Below are 17570 nucleotides of genomic sequence, written 5' to 3'. Positions count from 1 at the left end.
CCGAATGCCGAAAGGGTGGTCACGTTGTCGTCCGACGATGCGGCGTCGCGGTCTTCCCGGTCACCGGCGGCCTGAAGGACACGCAGGTTATCGTTCAAAAAATTAGACCCGGAGCCGCGAAGAACCTTCGTATTCTTCTCCTGCGCCTCCACGCCGGCAAGCGCCGAAACCGAGTGCGCCTCCCCGCGCCGGAAGGAGTAATCGCCCGTCAGGTTGGTGATCCACTTCCGATTGCGCCGGTTCACAATCGTCAAGCCGCCGCCGCTGTCGTTCCCCGTCGCGTTCTTTTTCGAGCGGTAGATAAAGTTGCGGTTCTGGTAGTAATCGATCCCGCCGAGTGCCCGGAGATTCAGCCTGTCGATGGGCTCGACCGTGACCTGCAGGCTGTTGGTCGTGGAAAGGCTATTGTGATTGTTGTCGTTCTGCTGAATGACCGCCAGCGGATTGGGGCGGTCCTGAAAGATGGTGGCGTCGTTGAAGCCGCCGTCCGCGTCGTACGGAGAAATGTTCGGCGGTAGCGGCACATTGCTGAAACTGCCGAGAGACACCTTTTCGACACCCGTCACGCCGTTGCTCAGGTTCACTCGCGCCAGGTCCCCCAGTCGGTAGTCGATGCGCGACCGGAAACCGTACTTCTGAAAGGAATTCCCGCGCGAGATGGTCTCCTGGTCGTTGTAATTCAGCGACACGCGGGCCGAGAGGGTCTCCGTGCCACCGCTGAAACTGAGCGTGGCGTTGGTGAACATCGCGCGTCGCTTCAGCACCTCGTCCCAGTTCGTGTAAATGCTGTCGCTCCCCGATGCCTCCGACGCCTCTTGCGGCGTGGCGCCGTCGTTGATGAGCGTTTCCCGGTACAGGCGCACGTACTGCTCAGAGTTAAGCAGCATCACCTCGTTGATCGAATTCGACATGCCGCTGCTGACACGCGCTTCAACGTCGAAGCCGTCGGTGGCGCCGTCCTTCGTTTCAATCAGAATCACGCCGTTGGCCGCATTCGCGCCGTAGATGGCCGCTGCCGAGGCGTCTTTCAGGACCGAGATGCTCTCGATGTCGTCGGCGTTGATGGTGGCGAGCGGGTTCAGCAACTCCTCCCGCCCGGCGGCCTGGTTAAACTGCTCGGACTGAATGTCGTAGAGCGGGACGCCGTCGATGATGTAGAGCGGCTGAGACGAGGTCGACCGACGCAGCTGGGGCGTCGGAAGGCTGCCCTGCCCCCGGATCTTGACGGATATGGGCTTGCCGGCCTCGCCGCCCGATGGATTGTTGACCTTCAGGCCGGCGATTTTCCCACTGAGCAGCGTCTGGAACGACGCCTCGGGCCGCAGGGGCTCCAGCTCTTCCCCGCTGATTTCGGCGACGCTTCCAACCAGTTCCGTTCGCGTTTTCTCCATCCCGTACCCGGTCACGACGACCTCCGACAGCTCCTGTTGATCGACCTCCATCTCAACAATAACGTCGGTCCGGCTTTCTTCGAACGTGCGCTCGACGGGCTTATAGCCAATGTAGGAGAATACGAGCGTCCGGCTCTGCCCCTCGCGGATCGTGATCGAAAAGGTGCCGTCCGACGACGTGGCGGTTCCCCGCCCGGTCCCCTCGATCCGGACATTCACGCCGGGAAGCGGATCTGCGTTTTCATCAACGACGATCCCGCTGATCGTGATGGGATCGGCAGACCGGCCGGCGTCTGACTCCGCCACGCGTACCGAGGTGTCTGACTCTGCCGCGCGTACCGAGGCGCTCAGGAACGCAGCGCAGCATACAAGCAGAAGCAACCCGCAGGCGGCAGCACGTTTCGCAGCGAGGAGAGCATTCATTCGGGGAAGTACGCGGTCGTGGTCGATCGTCAGGAGGAGGGGAAACGGCAGAAACAGACAGCACGCAGAGTAGCGTCGACCAATCAGAGCGATCTGTCACACCGATCGCAATCAGGTCTAGCGACCGCTTAACAGGGCTCGGCAACAGCAATTTAGACTAATTCTAATGACTGAACGCATCGTCGTCAATCAAGGCTCCACGAATTAGCCCCATCCAAGCGGGTTTTGAGCTGCACTTCCTTCCGCTCACGCCTGCCCTTCCATTCTTTTCCCTGTGTGAGCGTACCTTTTCTCAGACTCGTTCTTTTCCCTTCTCTCCTCATCCATGGATCTTTCCCCGAACGACTTTCCGCGTCGTGCCACCGACAAGCTCCGGTATGCCGACACCGACCGGCAGGGGCATGTCAACAACGCCCATTTTGCCACCTTTCTCGAGACCGGCCGAGTGGAGGTTCTGTACGACCCTCAAGACCCGCTGACCGGGGATGGAGCGGAGTTCGTCGTCGCAAAGATGACGGTGGAGTTTCGCGGCGAGGTCCACTGGCCCGGGTCCGTCGTCATCGGTACCGGGATCAGGGCGATCGGCACGAGTTCAGTGACGGTGTCGCAAGCGGTCTTCCAGGATGAACGATGCGTGGCGACAGGCGAAACCGTGATCGTCCAGATCGACACCGACACACGATCGTCTCGTCCCCTGGCGGACCGTGCCCGGACGCGTCTGTCGGAGCTACTGCTCAACGCCGAGTAGGCTCATACGCGCCAACGATGCGGTCCTACCGGATACGCACGACCTGCTGCACCTCCCGGAACGTCTCACCACGGACGTCGAGAAAATACGTACCGCTGGCCAGACCGCTACTGTCGATCGCGATCCGCGTCGGCGTTTCGGCCGCCACGACGGCGTCGTGCAGGATGCGCACGCGGCGTCCCAGCAGGTCGTAGGCGCTGACCCGTACGCGTTGGCTTTTACGTAGCGTGAGCGTCATCGCACCCGTGTCCCGAAGCGGATTCGGCGCGACGGGCGTCAGCACTGCTTCCCTGGCCGGCGTCAAGACCACCTCCTCAACGGGCCCCAGCACCGAAGTGCCGTCGACGTCGACCTGCCGCAGGCGGAACGCATGCCGCCCGCGCGTCAACCCCGTTACGCGATGCGTGTACACCTGCCGCTGCTCGGTCGTACCGGCGCCGCGAATGAAAGCCCGGTCGACCCATCGGCTCGACGCCTCGCCCCCATCCCGATGCTGAATGTGGAAGCCGGCGTTACCGGTTTCGCTAAGGGTCTCCCACCGGAGTACAACGACCGGCTCGTCGCCCACCCGGTCCACGGTCGCCGTGAAGCTTGCGAGCTCCACCGGCAGCACCGGCGGTGTTTGATTGTAAACATCCAGGCTGATCGGTGGCCCGTTCTGATTGGCAGACGGATCGAGGAAACCCTGAAGCACGAGGACGGCGACCTCGCCGCCCGTTCCAACGTCGACCGTGAAGCTGCCCACCACCTGCCCGTCACCGGATGTCCGCACATCGAACGTCTTCGGTCCCGGTGGGATCGCCGCGTTCACCGGGCGGGCCGTTCCGTAACGCACGTCTTCCGCAAGAACGGTCCCGCCGTTCGTCCACTCTATGTCCACGGACGGCGCGTCGGTCACCGCGTGCACGAAGAGGAGCGCTACGTCGCCACCCGCAGGATCCGGCGGCGGCAGCGTGAACGCCTCCGCGGTGAGACCGACGGGGACGCCGTCGGGGTTCGAGGCGTATGCGGTCGTGTCCGGCAGGCCCATCAGCACGAGCGCCGTCGGGAGGACGGTCTCTGCCGTGACGCTGTCGATCGTAGCGATCGGCGCCCCGGTGTCGGCGTCTGTGAGGTCGATGGCGAACGGTTGATCGGCCGGCAGGGCGGCCGGGAGGGCGGCAGACTCGCCGGGGGCGAGGCCGGTGAACAGGTTGGTGGCGGGCGCCGCGGAGACGTCGAGCAGGTCCCGGCAGGCGAAGCCACCGTCGCGGATCACCGCGCTCGCCCGTCCGGAGCCGCTGCCCGATGCCGGGAAGCCGGCAGAGATAATTGCCGCGCCCGGTGCGTAGCCGCCCCATTGCAACTGCCACAGCGCGAGCGATGCGTTTCGGTTACCGCCCGCGTTGCCAAACCGGCCACCGGCGTAGATCGCCTCCCGGTTGGCCGCCCGGAGATCGCACTCCCGCATCGTCACGGCATCCACCGGGCCGTCGAGTCCCGAGCCAAACGGGAGGAACCGTTCATGGTACGGCAGGACGGCATTATTGAACGAAGCGCCCTCATCAACGAGCAACGCCAGGCGATTGACTGTGACGCGCTGGCGCGTGCTGCTGGTGGCTTCGGTAAATTCGCCGCCGACAACCAGTCCGACCCGATTCACAAAATAGGTCCGGTCCGTCAGGCCGGGGTGTTCATAGAGCACGTTTACCGGGCCGTTCGTGCCGTTCTCTGCATTGTTGAATCCGACAACGGCCCACGAATTGGTCTCGCTTCGCCATTTCGCCAGATGGTTCACGACGGTGTTCGCCCCGCTCCCGTCTCGGACGTTCGTGAATTCGCCGCCGGCATACAGGACGCCCTCCGGACTGGACGGGCCCCGGTTCGGTGGCGTCCGGCTCCGCACGTATGCAAGGGCTCGAACGACATTGTTGGCCCCCTGCCCGACCGCGTGCCAGGTGTCGCGCCACGCGTCGTACCGGGCGATATGGGTCGTATTCGGGATGACCGTCCCGCTACGATCGACCGCTGCGCCAAAGTCTCCGCCGACGAACAGGTCGTGGAATTCCGGCTGCGTCCCGCTTGCAGCACCCGGAAGCGCACCTCCGCTGTCCAGCGCGTAGACCACACCCCCTCCGGCCACCCCGCCAACCGTTTCCCAGAAATCCTGCTGAATGCGGTAGCGGACGAGCCCGGGTGCCGGGAGAATCGTCCCGTTCGGAAACGACACCTGCGTGAACGCCCCGCCGATGTAGAGCACGTCCGGGGCATTGAGGACCCCTTCCACGATGTGCAGTGCATACACCGGACCATCGAAGGATGCGCCGAGGGAACGCCACTCCTCGGCGTCCCGGTCATAACGGGCGAAGTGGGCGACAGGCACCGGAGTCCCGTCGGTCTGCGTCACCTCCGTGAAGTCGCCGCCGACGTAGAGGTCGGCCCCGTTGAGGGAAAAGGCAAGTGCTTCGACGGATGCGCCGGAGGACGTTACGCCGCCACCGACCGGGTCCCACTTCGATGTTTCGGTCGCGCGTATCGCGATTTTTTCCGTGGGAGTCCCGCCGGTTGAGGTAAACGTTCCTCCGGCCGCGACCACACTACCGGGAGGCTGCTGGTGCGTAAGGGCGCGGACCTCTCCGTTTGTACCCGGCGGCGGCGCCAGCGAGCCCAACAGGGCCTGCCATCCGGTCCCGTTCCACCGTGCGTGGTTGGCGACCTGCGTCGTGGCGTTCGGGCCGGCGTCGTCCGGAGCTCCACCTGGATCGGTAATCGTGGCGAAGCTGCCGCCGGCGTACGCATCCGGTTGTGTAGAAAACGGGTTGGCTGCGAGCGTCGATGCAAACTGGAAGGGCGCGAATGTGGCAATGGTCGTCCACGCCCCACCGTCGCGTTCGGAGATCACGGATGTACCGCCACTGGCGTATCGCGCGAAGAAGCGACCCGAGCCGTCCCGGACGAGGTCCCCCATGATGTCAGCGTTCAGTCCTGCGTCGACAGCCTGCCACTCCGAACCCGTCCACCGCAGCACGTTCCCGAAGACCGAGGACCCGTTCGGGTTGAACGCTTCGAGGGGAATCGGGGTCGCCGTGCCGTCTGAAGCGTCCCCGGCGAGATAAATCGAACCGTCCGCTGCGTATATGAGGTCGCGTTGCCGGGGAAACACCGGCGCATCGTTCTCGAGCCCCTGGCCGAGCGGTTGCCACGCCCGGGCTGTGTCGTCCCAGCGGATGATCCCATTCGCGGAACGCGTGCCGCCATCAGCATCAATCGCTTCCTCGAACTCGCCCGCCACGACGACATCTCCCCCGCGCACGTCCACCGTGAAGGCCTGCGCCGAAAACGACGGCGTGAGACCGACCAGGCCGCCTCCGAACGCTTCCCAGGTGCCGGCGTCAGGGTCCCATCGGCCGATCCCATTCAATGGCACCGGCGGTCCATTTTCAAACCCGGTCCCGAAAATGCCCGCGACGACCACGCGTCCGGTCGCGTCGACAGCGATGTCATTTACGTAGGCGTCGACCCCACCCCCGACCGCCTCCCAGACCTGATCTTGCGGCGTCCATCGGGCGATGTTGTTCACGGGCGTGCTGGTGCTGTTTTGTTCGACGGTATTGAACCGTCCGGCGACGTAGACCGAGCCGTCCGCTCCGACCGTTATCGCCTGCGCCACCTCCGCCCCGAGGACGGGCATTCGAAAGGCGCCGTCGAGCTCCGCCCAGTTTGATCCGTCCCACCGGGAAACGCGGAGACCGTCCGTGCTTCGGTAAAAAATATAGATCTCGCCACCCGGCGCGATCGCAGAGGCCTGGGGGCTGGAGATCGGAGCGGGACCGGGAAGTCCGGTGCCAGCGCCCCACCGGCCGTCGTCGCGTGCAGGAATGCCCTGCGCCGATACAGCATCCGGCAGGATACAGAGCCAGAGCGCGACGGCCAGGATTGAGGCGAAGATAACCGCGAGTCGAGACATGCTATTCGTCGAGTACGACATAGGAGGAGCGGGATCGATGGGCGGGTGCCGGACGCGTGCGAACAGCATGCGTCATGGAGCGGGTCAATCGGAGTCAGACAGCGGTGAGAAGCTGTTCAGCGGACGACGGTGAATCGTCGGGTCTGCGTTCGTTCACGGGTTTCGGCTCGGACGAAGTAGGTTCCGCTGGCCAGTTGGAGTCCATCAATGGGCAGCGCATGGCTCCTCTGAGCGGTCAGTGCGCCGTCGTGAAGCGTTGCGACCGGGCGGCCGAGGAGGTCGAAGATCCGGACACGGACGTGCGTGGGTTCGTCGACGGTGAGCGTAAGCGACGCCCGTGTGCGGACGGGGTGCGGGACGGGCGCGGTCAGCGTCATCCCGACGGCGCCGGCGATCGTCACGGCGACGCTCCGACCGAGCACAGCAGTCCCGTCCACATCCACCTGACGGAGCCGGAAGTGATGGGTGCCTGCATTCAGATGCGGAATGCGGATGCGGTAGGTCTGAGGGGATGCGGTGGTGCCCGCTCCCGCAACGAAGCGGACGCGCTGCCATGCGTCTCCCGCGCCCGGTGGCAGTATTTCCACGTGGAAGCCGGCATTGTTTGTCTCCGTCAGGGTGCGCCACTCCAGCACGGCATCGCGACCATTTGCCCGGCCGGTAAACGAGGCCAGTTCGACGGGAATCACGCCCGCCCCGAAGAACGCCAGGTCCGAAATTTCGGACGCCGGCAGGCCGGTGATGACATCTTCGACGGTCATCCCGGATAGGTCCGCGCGACGGATCGTCCCCTCTCCTCCCTGCGACACGCTCCAGTACACGTTCCCATTCCCAACGGCAACGGCCTGGATGACCTCCGACGGTCGCGTGATGATGTCGTCGATACCGGTGAGCGTCGTCAGATCCACACGCTGGATCGTGTCGAAGTTCAGGACCCAGAAGAGTTGCCCGTTGTCGATGGCGAGACTCCGGATGACGTCGGTAGTGCCGGGTGCGAAGAAGGTCTCGAAGGCGGTCCCGTCCACGTTGGCGCGCTGGATGGACCGGTTGCCCGATGCGTCATTCTCATTCAGCCAGTACACCTTCCCTTCTACACCGTGGACGACCACGTCGGCCAGCGATGCGCCGAGGCCGGTGACCAACGTCTCGATGTTTGCGCCGTCCGGATCTGCACGCCGGACCTCCCCCGCCGGGCCGATGACGGTCCAGTAGATCTTGTCGCTGACCGGATCGTAGGCAACGTCTTGAGCGGCTGTGAACGGATCTGCCGGCGTCAGATTGGTAACGCCGGCCCCATCGACATCCGATCGCTGGATCACACCATCGGGTGCCGGCCAGTACACGGCTTCTCGGGCCTCATCGAGAGCAATTCGTCCGGCAAAATTTCGGGGAGCGGAGAGAATCGCCGCATTTGCGCCGTCGAGCCCGGCCCTGCGCACCGTCCCGTCGATCCACCCCGCCCAGTAAAGGTGGCCTGCCGCGGGATCGACGGACAACGCTGCAGCAGGCGTCCCGGTCAGAAGCGTTTCAACCGCGGTGCCGTCCAGGTTCGCCCGCTTCACGTCGACCGCTCCGACACTGCCCCAGTACAGCTTGCCGCCGACAGGATCGACGGCAAGGCCGGCTGGAGCGTTGAGCCCTGTGAGCACGTCCGCGACACCGCTCCCGTCGAGGTTGGCGCGGCGAATCACTTGGTCCTCTGGATCGGCCCAGTACAGGACTCCGGCCGTGGCATCGATGGCGACGTCCTGCGGGAGAGTCAGACCGGTGATCAGGTCTTCCACCGACGATCCGTCCAGGTTCGCCCGCTGAATCTTCCGATCGGCCGCCGTATCGCTGAGATGAGCCCAGTACACCTTCCCGCCGGCAGGGTCGATGTCGAGTCCGACGGGCGAGGCAAGGCCTGACACGACGGTGTCGAGGCCGGACCCGTCGAGATTTGCTCGCTGGATGGACCCGGTGGCTACGTTGCTCCAGTACACCTTGCCTCTTGACGCATCGACGGCAACGTCGGCGAGCCCGGCAAACCGTCCGGCATCATCAAGGACGCTCTCAGCCAAATTGTCGATTAGAACCGTTTCGGCGCTTCCATCCAGATTGGCACGGCGGAGGCTATTCGTTTTGAGGTCCGTCCAGTAGACGTGTCCTGCCGAGGGGTCGACGGCAAGCCCAACGGGAAAGCGCCCGAAGTCGAACAGCTTCCGGGCCTGCGTACCGCCACGCGTGGTACCGAAAATCTGCCGGTTGCCCTCCGTCCAGAACAACTCACCGTCCGCGATCGCCGTCGTCGTGACCCGGTGGGACGACCCTTCGGGACCTCCGACGGTACACACAACGGCCGTCGCCTCGCCGAAGCCGCCGAACTCAACGTATCCCCCCTGAAGCGCACAGATGTAGGCGGCAACAAGGTTGCACCCGCCTACGCCTGTGAGGCACAGAAGCGCGATCAAGCTCAGATTGAGGACGCGTAGCCGGGCGGAAACGGCGCGAGACAGAAGGCCGGAAAGCGTAGACGTGGAGCCGGTAGCGTTGGACATGGCTGTAGACGTAGATGTTGAAGCGGAAACCGGACGAATGGCCAGACCGACGTCCTCCACGCCCGTAGCAAAGACAACGCGGAGACCGGTCGGCACTCATTCCCTACAGCCGGAAGCAGGCGCAAACTGGCTCACCCTCCGCCAAAACACTTTTATCTCCCATCACGGGTGGCTATCTTTCCCGTGCATTATCCACTTGTGTCTTTCAGCGCGTACGGGAGGAGGACATGGACCTTGCGGAAGACGTGACCGAACTGCTGCACGCGGCATCGGCGGGCGACGACAACGCCATGGATCGACTCATGCCGATCGTCTACGATCGCCTGCGTGCCATCGCGCACCGCCGGATGCAGGGCGAGCGACGGGATCACACGATGAGCACGACCGCTCTCGTTCACGAGGCCTATCTAAAGCTCGTCGATCTGGACCGCATTCAGTACCGGGATCGCGCCCATTTCTTCGCGATTGCGGCACAGGCCATGCGCTACATCCTTGTCGACTACGCGGAGCGGAGGAACGCCCAAAAACGGGGCGGGGACCGGTCCCGCGTGCCGATTGAGTACGCGTCGCTCATGACCGATCATCAGGCGCTGGACATTCTTGCCCTGGACCATGCGCTCGACCGGCTTCGCGGACTCTCTGTCCGTCAGCACCGCGTCGTAGAGTGCCGCTTCTTCGCCGGACTGACGATCGCGGAAACGGCAACCGCTCTCGACGTATCGCCGGCTACGGTCAAGCGCGACTGGGGCCTGGCCCGCGCCTGGTTAAACCGCGAACTGGCGGACGGAACGGCCGAATTCGCAGAAGACCCTCCTTCCCGGTGAGCCAATCTGGCTCGCTGCTTCGCTGTAGGAAACGTGGACGAGATGCTATGATCGGAATGACCGGATCCGGAGGCGACCGTCATGGATGCTCAGCGTTGGGAAACGATTCAAGACCTGTTCGACCGTGCGATCGAGCGGCCGGAGAGCGCGCGCATGCCCTTTCTCGATGCCGCGTGTGGCGACGATATCGATCTCCGAATGGAAGTCGAGTCCCTTCTCCGTGCCCACGCTGCGACGGGTCCGCTCGACCGTCTTGCCCGCGACCTGATGGGCTCGTGGTCCGCCTCGCTGGAGGGTGCGTCTCGAGAAGGGGACCGCGTCGGGCCGTACCGCATCGTGCGTGAAATTGGCCGCGGAGGAATGGGAACCGTCTACCTCGCCGAGCGAGACGACGGAACGTACGAGCAGCGCGTCGCCCTGAAGGTCGTCCGCTATCGGCTTGCGGGAGAGGACCTGCTGATTCGGTTTCTGAACGAACGCCAGATCCTTGCTCGTCTTCAACACCCGAACATCGCGCGGCTCCTCGACGGCGGGGTGACGGACGACGGTCTCCCATACTTTGCAATGGAATACGTAAACGGGCAGGCGGTCGACACCTACTGCGACACCCGGCGGCTTTCCCTCCCCGAGCGGATCCGGCTCTTCATTACGATCTGCCGCACGGTCAGCCACGCGCACCAGAACCTGATCGTCCATCGCGACCTCAAGCCGGCAAACCTGCTGGTCGCGGACGACGGCGCCGTCCGACTGCTGGACTTCGGCATTGCCAAGCTGCTTGAGGAGGCCGGGCCGGAGCACGACGCTACGCGAACGGGGATGGCTGTCATGACGCCGGAGTACGCCAGCCCCGAGCAGATCCGGAGCGAGCCCGTGACGACGGCCACCGATGTGTACGCCCTCGGCGTGCTACTGTATGAACTTCTCAGCGGCTGCCGGCCCTATGACCTAAACGACGCGACGCCGGCCGACCTCGAACGGATCGTCTGCGACCGCGCACCGGTCGCCCCGGGCGACAGGCTCGCGGAGACGGCCGGCGACGCTTCGATTCAGCAGGCAAGCGCCCGCGCGACGACACCGGACGGGCTCCGTCGGCAGCTAACCGGGGACCTCGACACGATCATCCTGAAGGCCCTTCGTAAGGATCCGGGCCGGCGGTACGCGTCGGCCGATGCGCTGGCAGAGGACCTCCAACGGCACCTGGACGGGTTGCCGGTCCGTGCCCGACCGGATACCGCACTGTATCGCGCCGGGAAGTTCATCCGACGTCACCGGATAGGCGTTTCTGCCGGCGCGCTGGTCATCCTCGCTCTGATCGGGGGACTCAGCATCGCAATGTGGCAGGCACGCGTCGCGGCCGGTGAGCGCGATATCGCGAGGAAAGAAACCGAGCGAGCCGAACGCATCTCTGGCTTTCTCGTGGATATCTTCCGCGCGCCCGACCCCAGCCGATCGCTTGGCGACACCCTCACGGCCTTCGATCTCCTCCGGCGCGGGGAGGAGAAGTTGAACGATGGTCTGGCCGACCAGCCGCTGACGCGCGCAGACCTTCTGGGTGTGCTCGGGGAGACGCACACCTCCCACGGCAGCTACGCCGATGCGTCGCGCCTCCTCGACACGGCACTTAGCCTGCAACGCCACCACGGGGCACCCATTGCGGAACGATCGCGGACGCTCCGCTCGCTCGCAAAGGCCAATGTTCTCGGTGGGCGCCTTGAGCGGGCGGAGTTGCTGTACCGTGACGGTCTGTCGATCCTTCGCTCGTCCCCGACCGCCGACTCGCTCGACGTAGCCACCACCCTGTCCGACCTCGGCAGCCTGCACCTGGAGCAGGGAGCCTACGACCGGGCCGAGGCGCGCCTCCTTCAGGCGATGACCGTGCTTGACTCCTCGAAAGATGCGGATTCAGTAGCCGTCCAGACGACTCGGCTTTCGACACTGCAGCACCTGGCGCTCCTGCATCAGGAAACCGGTCGACTGCAGGAGGCGGTGCCTGTCTTTGACCAGCTCCTGACCATCCAGCGTGAGCGGCTTCCGACCCCGCACCCGGCCTTAGCGCTCCTCCTCAACGACTTCGGGATGACGCTTCACCGGCTGGGAGACCTCGACCGGGCCGAAGCATTGCTGACCGAGGCCATTCAGATGCAGCGCGACCTCTTCGATGGCGACCATCCGCAGCTTGTTTTTGCGCTGAGCAATCTGGCCGCAGTCGTTGACGACACAAATCTCCCGCTGGCCGACTCGCTGACGGCCGAGGCTCTAGCCATGGCAGAGCGCGTGCTGGAACCGAACAACCCGGTGATAGCAACCAGCCTCGCATTGCGCGCACAGGTCGTCCACAAGACCGGCCGTCTCGAGCAGGCGGACACGCTGTTCATCCGCGCCATCGACGCGGCCCACCGCGCGTTTCCGCCCGGGCACCCTCGCATCGGGTGGGCCACGGTCGGCCATGCACGAGTTCTGGCCGAATGCGGCCGACACTCCGAGGCGATTCCGGCCTTTCGCGAGGGGACGGCCATCCTGACCGGCGCCTTCGATTCGACCCACCCCCTCGTCCTTCGTGCCCGGCGATGGCATGCGCAAGCGCTGGCGCAATCGGGGGCGCTCCGTGAAGCCACCTCCCTGCTGGAGCAGCAACTCCGGGTGCTGTCCGACCGGGCCGGCGACGGCGACCCCCGAACCCTGGCGACCAGGCGCCTGCTGGCCGACCTCAAGAGCGGTAACGAATGAAAATCGTCAGCCACGGCCTTGCAGGGGATCACCGCAAATGCACGTCCGCTGGCCGGGCTCTCCATGCGTCGATACGGAAGGGAAGCAGCATCTTTCGTCGTTCACCATTATCCTTGGGTCGAAACCGCCCGGCCTTGATCCCCAATTCGCCGCCGTCGGCATGATGCGAACGGTCCTGCTTTCCCTCGGCCTTACCACCGTCCTTTTCCTCTTCCCCGCCTGCTCCGCCTCATCGCCCGATGCTCCTGCCGTGCTCGGATCAACAACAATGGATGGAAGCGGTACCCCGAACGGTCGCACAAATCCGTCAAACGCCATGGAGCTACCGGGCGTGAGCGACGACCCCAACTATGGCACCACGAGGGAGAACCCGATCAAAGTCGGAGGAAGCAGTAAGGATCAGGTACTGTACCTGAATGCACTCCGCGGTCCGAACGGAGAACCCATTCGCTACGAGCGACAGGGACACTGCTGTCCGTACCAGACGAAAAACGGCATCATGGGAACCGGCATGTTGGACGTGTATGCAGTCACATACACAGGCCTGGACGAGCCGAACATCCTTTACCTCACCTTCTACGATTACGAGCAACCGATGGCGCCCGCCGGCTATTCGTACGTCGGACAGGACGCCCCGTAATCCGCCCACGTGACGTATCACCGCAACCCATCAACACATGCACATTACCGGCAACTTCGAGATTACCTCATGGGAGGAAGATGCCTACGCCGAGGTCGGTGACCACGGCAAGATGACCCGTGCGGCCGTCGTTCAGGACTTCTCCGGCGACTTCGAGGGCGATGGCCAGGTGGAATATTTAATGGCCTATTCGGACGAAGCCACTGCCCGCTTCGTCGGGCAGCAGTGGCTGAACGGAGACATCGGCGATCGGTCCGGCAGTCTCGTCCTGCAGATCAGCGGCACGTTCGACGGGGAGACCGCGCAGGCCACCTGGACGGTCGTTGAGGGCACCGGCACGGGGGACTTCCGAGACGTAACGGGGCAGGGCGGCTTCTCCGCCCCGCTCGGAGAGGATGCATCGTATGCACTCGATCTCTCGCTGGACGCGTCGTGACGCGGCGGTCTCCACGCCGTTCGGACCGGCCGGATCGCATCGGTACTGCGACGATACAACCTGTGATCGCGACGCTTTTTCCGACAGCCCATCGCCATGTCCATCGAGCCGATCGCCGTCCCCGTTTACACCTGGGATCTCTTCACGCCGTCGGATGACAGGGACCGGTTCGCCGCCTGCAGGGCCTGCGACCGACCCATCCAAGAAGAAGCGCCACGGTACGTGATCGAGCGGGCGTTCACCCGAACGGCCCCGGGCGAACCTGCGGAGGTCGCCTACGAGTTTGCCGTATGCGAGTCGTGCTTGGCCGACCAGGACGCGTCGTACTCGCAGAAGTCGCAGGAGCACATCGCGCGGTTCTACTCGGATGTGATTGACCTCAACGTGCGGGGGGAGCAGCTCCTCTCCACCGTCGGGGACGAGGGCACGCCGGACATCGAGACGTGGATGGACCGGTGTGCCGTGACGGGCACCCCCGTCGCCGATGCCACCTACTTCCGCGTGATGGCGTATGCGTTCGGCCGGTGGCTCCTCCTCGCCGGGATGCCGGCTGTCCTGACGCGTCCGGCGCTGGAGCGCCTGGAGGGCGGGCTGTCGAACACGACCCGCGAGCGCGCCCTGGCGTTTGCCGAAGCCGACCTCGCCGTTCCATCCGATGCGTCCGGCATCCCGGCGGCCATTTAGCGCCCGTCCGGCGCCCCCCGGGGCGACGAATCGCCTCCCGATGGCGCCTTCTACCTCTCGGGCAACCGGATGCGAGCATGGACGGGCCGGTGATCCGTGTAGGGATAGCTCTCGCCCACTGTGCCGGACACCACCTCCCATTCCGGTCCGACCAGAATATGATCGATGCCGACGAGCGGCGAGCGAGAGGGGTACGTCGCGCGCCACCCGGTAGCGGCTTCCTGCAGTACGTTCTTCATCCCCTCTGCGATATGCCGGTACTCCCAGTGGTGCACGGTGCTGTTGAAGTCGCCCGTCACGATGACCGGCGACATTTCTTGCTCGATCGCCGCACGGATCACCCGGGCCTCCTCCGCCCGGCGCAACGTCGCCGCCCGGTATGCCGCCAGATACGGTCCCCACGTGCCGGGCGACAGCCACTGAAAGCCGGTTTCGCGCCACGGCTTGCGCTTGCTCACCGTGTAGAGGTGCAGGTTGTACAGGACGACGCGCTGACCCTTCCAGGAGAAGGTCACCCGGCTCGCCGGCGCCACACGACCCCGTTCGATCGACTCCTTTTCGCCCACCAGCGTGAGGGAATCGAGCGTGAGCTGCGCGACCACGGGCTGTGACAGGCGAACGCCGGCCGGAAAATGAGTCGGCGCCCGAAACGGGCGGGACCGGACGAGCGCGTAGAGATGGGGTGCCGTGTAGCGTTCGTACAGCGATCCACGGTCGGTGTGAACGTACGCGTTCGCCTCCTGTAGCGCGAGGATATCCGGGTTGGCGCGATCGACCACGGCAACGAAGGCATCCGCGAGCTCACTTCGACTCGGCCCGTGTGTGGGCGCATTGAACGAGGTGAGCGCCAGATCGCCCGGACGGACAGTCTGCGGCTCGCTCCATACCGTCGGTCCAAACCGAACGCCGATCATCGCGAGGACGGCCATGGCGATGAGTAGCCGGCGCCCCATCCGCTGGCGAATGGCAACGAGAGCCTGAACGACGGCCAACGGGAGCAGCAACAGGCTGACGTAGGGGAGCAGAACCGCGAAGGGGCTGGTCCACCAGAAGGACGACGGCGGAAGGTACGCCGTCGCGTATCCGAGAAGGAAGAACCCGAGCAGGACGGCCGACAGAATCAGCGTCGCACCCCGCCGAACCGTCTGGACAATCGCCTCCAGAAGCCCGCCGAAGGTGAATGCCCGGCGGATGTCGACGTCGGTGGGCATGTCGCTGACAGGGTCGTGCTCGTGATCGGGACGCACCGCCTGACTACAGTGCTCGATGCGGGAACGTGATGCGCGGATCGTCAGGCCGGCTGGGACTGGGCCTCTGTGCGGTCGACCGACGCCTCCGGGGCCGGCGTTCGTGACGCGGCGCCCGGCGATGTACGACGCCGTCGGGTGCCCATGGCGGCCGCCTCCACCTCCTGAATGAAGCGATCACGCCCGTCACGGAGCCAGGCCCGGTATGTCTCGGTTCGAGCCGGATCGACGGCTCCGGTCCGGAGGTGGTCCGACAGGCACGAGAGATCGAACGTCTCTGTCCGGACGCCCGCCCCCGCGCGGACGGTGTCGAAGGCATTGCACCACTGTTCGAAGTGACCCTCTACCGGGACGACCTGCACGGGCTTGCCGAGGTACATGGCTTCGGCGACGGACTCGAACCCGGCCGTCGACACGAGACCGCGGCAGCGGGCCATCATCGCGAGGAATTTGCGGCCGTCCAGCTGATGGAAGGTTAGTGTATCGTCGTAGTGTTCGACCGTCGCCGCACCGGGCCGGTCCCAGAAGCAGTGAAGCCGGACCTCCGGATGCGCCTCATGCCACTGGATGACCTGATCTGCATAGCCGCGATTGACGAGGTAGACGAGGAAAAATGGCTCGGTGCGGCCGAGAGGCTGCTGAAACAGCTCGTCTCGCAGAAGCGGCGGGACGACGTGCACGTTCTTTCCGAGGACGGTCTGTGTATCCTCGACCGGGTACAGCGACAGCGCAAGGCACCGGTCTGCCCGCCAGGCCGTGGACCGTGCAAATGCGCGCGCCATCCATCGGCTCAAGCGGCGACCCGGAGGAAACCGATACCCCGCGTGTAGAAACATGTACTGGTGAGCAACGCAGACGAGCGGCGGGTCGGGAGCGTGGCGGAGGTACGTCCACCCCGCCATCGGCTCGAAGAAATTGACGACGACGTCCGGCTCATGAGCCCGGATCCGATCGCGAAGCGACCGGAGTTCGCGGTAGAGGCACCTCGCATCCCGGATGCCGCGGAGTGCCGTCGCCATCGGTCGCACAGAGCGCTCGTCCTCGTCTGCTACAAAGTTCGGGCTTTGAACGAACGAGATCGGCACATCCAGTCGCTCGCGCACGAAGGCCGGCACGTCCCGCCGATCGCTCCGGCCCATGATGACACCGGTGACGGTGTGACCGGCCGCACGGAGGAGGCGACGGAAGGCGAGGGCCTGCGTCATGTGGCCGCGTCCCTCACCCTGAACGATAAATAAACAGCGTAGCGACATGCTCCACGCATTCTGGACAGGTCGTCGGGATCGAACCGTACACGAATCACCCGTCCGAGTTGCACGCGGCGGCTGTCGGATCTTTTGCCGCGACCCTGATCCGGCCAGATCGGCGTCCTACTCCATGATCTGCAGTCCGGGATACTCGCTCCCTCCGTTCCCGAGAAAAGACCAGGAGACGGCCCAGTTTTCGTTCGGGCCGAACGCACCGATGTACGAGACGTCTTCAAAGAAGGACGACGGAACGGGGGCGAGATCCGACGACGTCGCATCGCGAGCAGCGCGCGGGTCAAGCCGGCTGATCATACCGTAACTGTCGCGCGATAGGGTGGCTACCGGAGAAAGAGACACGATCGTATTCTCCGTTTCGAGACGCTTTGCAAGCAGATCGGCAAACGGTCCCTCGTTCGCGACAAGACCGCCGAAGCTGGACCCTGCGCCAGCAACGAACGTGCCGCCGATCTCGTGGAACAGGTTGTTCTGAATCTGCAGGTCGCCCGCTTCGAATCGCGCGCGGCTGTCACCCTGATTCTCCCCGGGCACATCTTCGATATAAACCGCTTTCCCCGGAAAACTGGCAACAATGGAATTGAAATACGATCCGGCGAAGTTATCGCGGATGTGAAGCGCGGTGGATCCCGCCCCGTCGAGACCGGACCCGACGTACGTCATGTTGTAGAGCGTCGGCGATGCGTAGGGCGTGCTGTCTTCCCC

At 64.6% G+C, this 17570-nt stretch carries 11 protein-coding genes and 1 pseudogene; 6 read left to right on the top strand and 6 right to left on the bottom strand.

Features of this window, described 5'->3' with window-relative positions; translation table 11 throughout:
• Window positions 1-1814: SusC/RagA family TonB-linked outer membrane protein (locus ACFCU0_RS12615; RefSeq protein ID WP_434974035.1), on the bottom strand; the 1814-nt coding region annotated here is incomplete at its 3' end.
• A gap of 325 nt (window positions 1815-2139) precedes the next feature.
• Here ACFCU0_RS12615 and ACFCU0_RS12610 point away from each other — a divergent pair.
• Complete coding sequence (locus tag ACFCU0_RS12610) at window positions 2140-2562, top strand: acyl-CoA thioesterase (protein WP_434974034.1); 423 nt, start codon at window positions 2140-2142, stop codon at window positions 2560-2562.
• Window positions 2563-2587: 25 nt separating this feature from the next.
• Here ACFCU0_RS12610 and ACFCU0_RS12605 read toward each other — a convergent pair whose 3' ends face one another.
• On the bottom strand, window positions 2588-6529 hold the full coding sequence (locus tag ACFCU0_RS12605) for a T9SS type A sorting domain-containing protein (protein ID WP_434974033.1): 3942 nt from the start codon (window positions 6527-6529) through the stop codon (window positions 2588-2590).
• A 95-nt stretch (window positions 6530-6624) separates the two neighbouring features.
• Entirely contained in the window at window positions 6625-9045 is a 2421-nt protein-coding gene (locus tag ACFCU0_RS12600; protein WP_434974032.1) for a T9SS type A sorting domain-containing protein, read from the bottom strand.
• Between the two features lie 227 nt (window positions 9046-9272).
• Between ACFCU0_RS12600 and ACFCU0_RS12595 the strand changes: the two genes are divergently transcribed.
• The 5 genes from ACFCU0_RS12595 to ACFCU0_RS12575 all read left to right on the top strand — a co-directional run bounded on the left by ACFCU0_RS12595 (window position 9273) and on the right by ACFCU0_RS12575 (window position 14356).
• Window positions 9273-9869 (top strand): sigma-70 family RNA polymerase sigma factor, encoded by a 597-nt coding sequence (locus tag ACFCU0_RS12595; RefSeq protein WP_434974031.1) that lies wholly within the window; start codon window positions 9273-9275, stop codon window positions 9867-9869.
• A gap of 81 nt (window positions 9870-9950) precedes the next feature.
• Window positions 9951-12596: a protein kinase domain-containing protein gene (locus ACFCU0_RS12590; RefSeq protein ID WP_434974030.1), complete on the top strand. Its 2646-nt coding sequence runs from the start codon at window positions 9951-9953 to the stop codon at window positions 12594-12596.
• Window positions 12597-12756: 160 nt separating this feature from the next.
• Complete coding sequence (locus tag ACFCU0_RS12585) at window positions 12757-13236, top strand: hypothetical protein (RefSeq protein ID WP_434974029.1); 480 nt, start codon at window positions 12757-12759, stop codon at window positions 13234-13236.
• Between the two features lie 37 nt (window positions 13237-13273).
• Window positions 13274-13672, top strand: a complete 399-nt coding sequence (locus tag ACFCU0_RS12580) for a DUF3224 domain-containing protein (protein ID WP_434974028.1) — start codon at window positions 13274-13276, stop codon at window positions 13670-13672.
• Window positions 13673-13768: 96 nt separating this feature from the next.
• The gene (locus ACFCU0_RS12575) at window positions 13769-14356 is read left to right on the top strand and encodes a hypothetical protein (protein ID WP_434974027.1); all 588 of its coding nucleotides are present in this window, start codon (window positions 13769-13771) and stop codon (window positions 14354-14356) included.
• Window positions 14357-14406: 50 nt separating this feature from the next.
• On the opposite strand, the gene ACFCU0_RS12570 is transcribed toward ACFCU0_RS12575, so the two are convergent.
• The 3 genes and pseudogenes from ACFCU0_RS12570 to ACFCU0_RS12560 all read right to left on the bottom strand — a co-directional run.
• Window positions 14407-15567 (bottom strand): endonuclease/exonuclease/phosphatase family protein, encoded by a 1161-nt coding sequence (locus ACFCU0_RS12570; protein WP_434974026.1) that lies wholly within the window; start codon window positions 15565-15567, stop codon window positions 14407-14409.
• 80 nt (window positions 15568-15647) lie between these two features.
• Complete coding sequence (locus ACFCU0_RS12565) at window positions 15648-16856, bottom strand: glycosyltransferase family protein (protein ID WP_434974025.1); 1209 nt, start codon at window positions 16854-16856, stop codon at window positions 15648-15650.
• A 117-nt stretch (window positions 16857-16973) separates the two neighbouring features.
• Window positions 16974-17570 (bottom strand): annotated as a pseudogene (locus tag ACFCU0_RS12560) (hypothetical protein); the annotation flags it as partial.

The organism is Longibacter sp., from assembly GCF_051155795.1.
Taxonomy (GTDB): domain Bacteria; phylum Bacteroidota; class Rhodothermia; order Rhodothermales; family Salinibacteraceae; genus Longibacter.
Note: the sequence above shows the minus strand (reverse complement) of the source record. Positions and strands in the feature narration are given on the sequence as shown.

Coding starts and splice junctions, on each gene's coding strand:
- ACFCU0_RS12610 (WP_434974034.1), top strand. CDS start 2,140: ATGGATCTTTCCCCGAACGACTTTCCGCGTCGTGCCACCGACAAGCTC.
- ACFCU0_RS12605 (WP_434974033.1), bottom strand. CDS start 6,529: ATGTCGTACTCGACGAATAGCATGTCTCGACTCGCGGTTATCTTCGCC.
- ACFCU0_RS12600 (WP_434974032.1), bottom strand. CDS start 9,045: ATGTCCAACGCTACCGGCTCCACGTCTACGCTTTCCGGCCTTCTGTCT.
- ACFCU0_RS12595 (WP_434974031.1), top strand. CDS start 9,273: ATGGACCTTGCGGAAGACGTGACCGAACTGCTGCACGCGGCATCGGCG.
- ACFCU0_RS12590 (WP_434974030.1), top strand. CDS start 9,951: ATGGATGCTCAGCGTTGGGAAACGATTCAAGACCTGTTCGACCGTGCG.
- ACFCU0_RS12585 (WP_434974029.1), top strand. CDS start 12,757: ATGATGCGAACGGTCCTGCTTTCCCTCGGCCTTACCACCGTCCTTTTC.
- ACFCU0_RS12580 (WP_434974028.1), top strand. CDS start 13,274: ATGCACATTACCGGCAACTTCGAGATTACCTCATGGGAGGAAGATGCC.
- ACFCU0_RS12575 (WP_434974027.1), top strand. CDS start 13,769: ATGTCCATCGAGCCGATCGCCGTCCCCGTTTACACCTGGGATCTCTTC.
- ACFCU0_RS12570 (WP_434974026.1), bottom strand. CDS start 15,567: ATGCCCACCGACGTCGACATCCGCCGGGCATTCACCTTCGGCGGGCTT.
- ACFCU0_RS12565 (WP_434974025.1), bottom strand. CDS start 16,856: ATGTCGCTACGCTGTTTATTTATCGTTCAGGGTGAGGGACGCGGCCAC.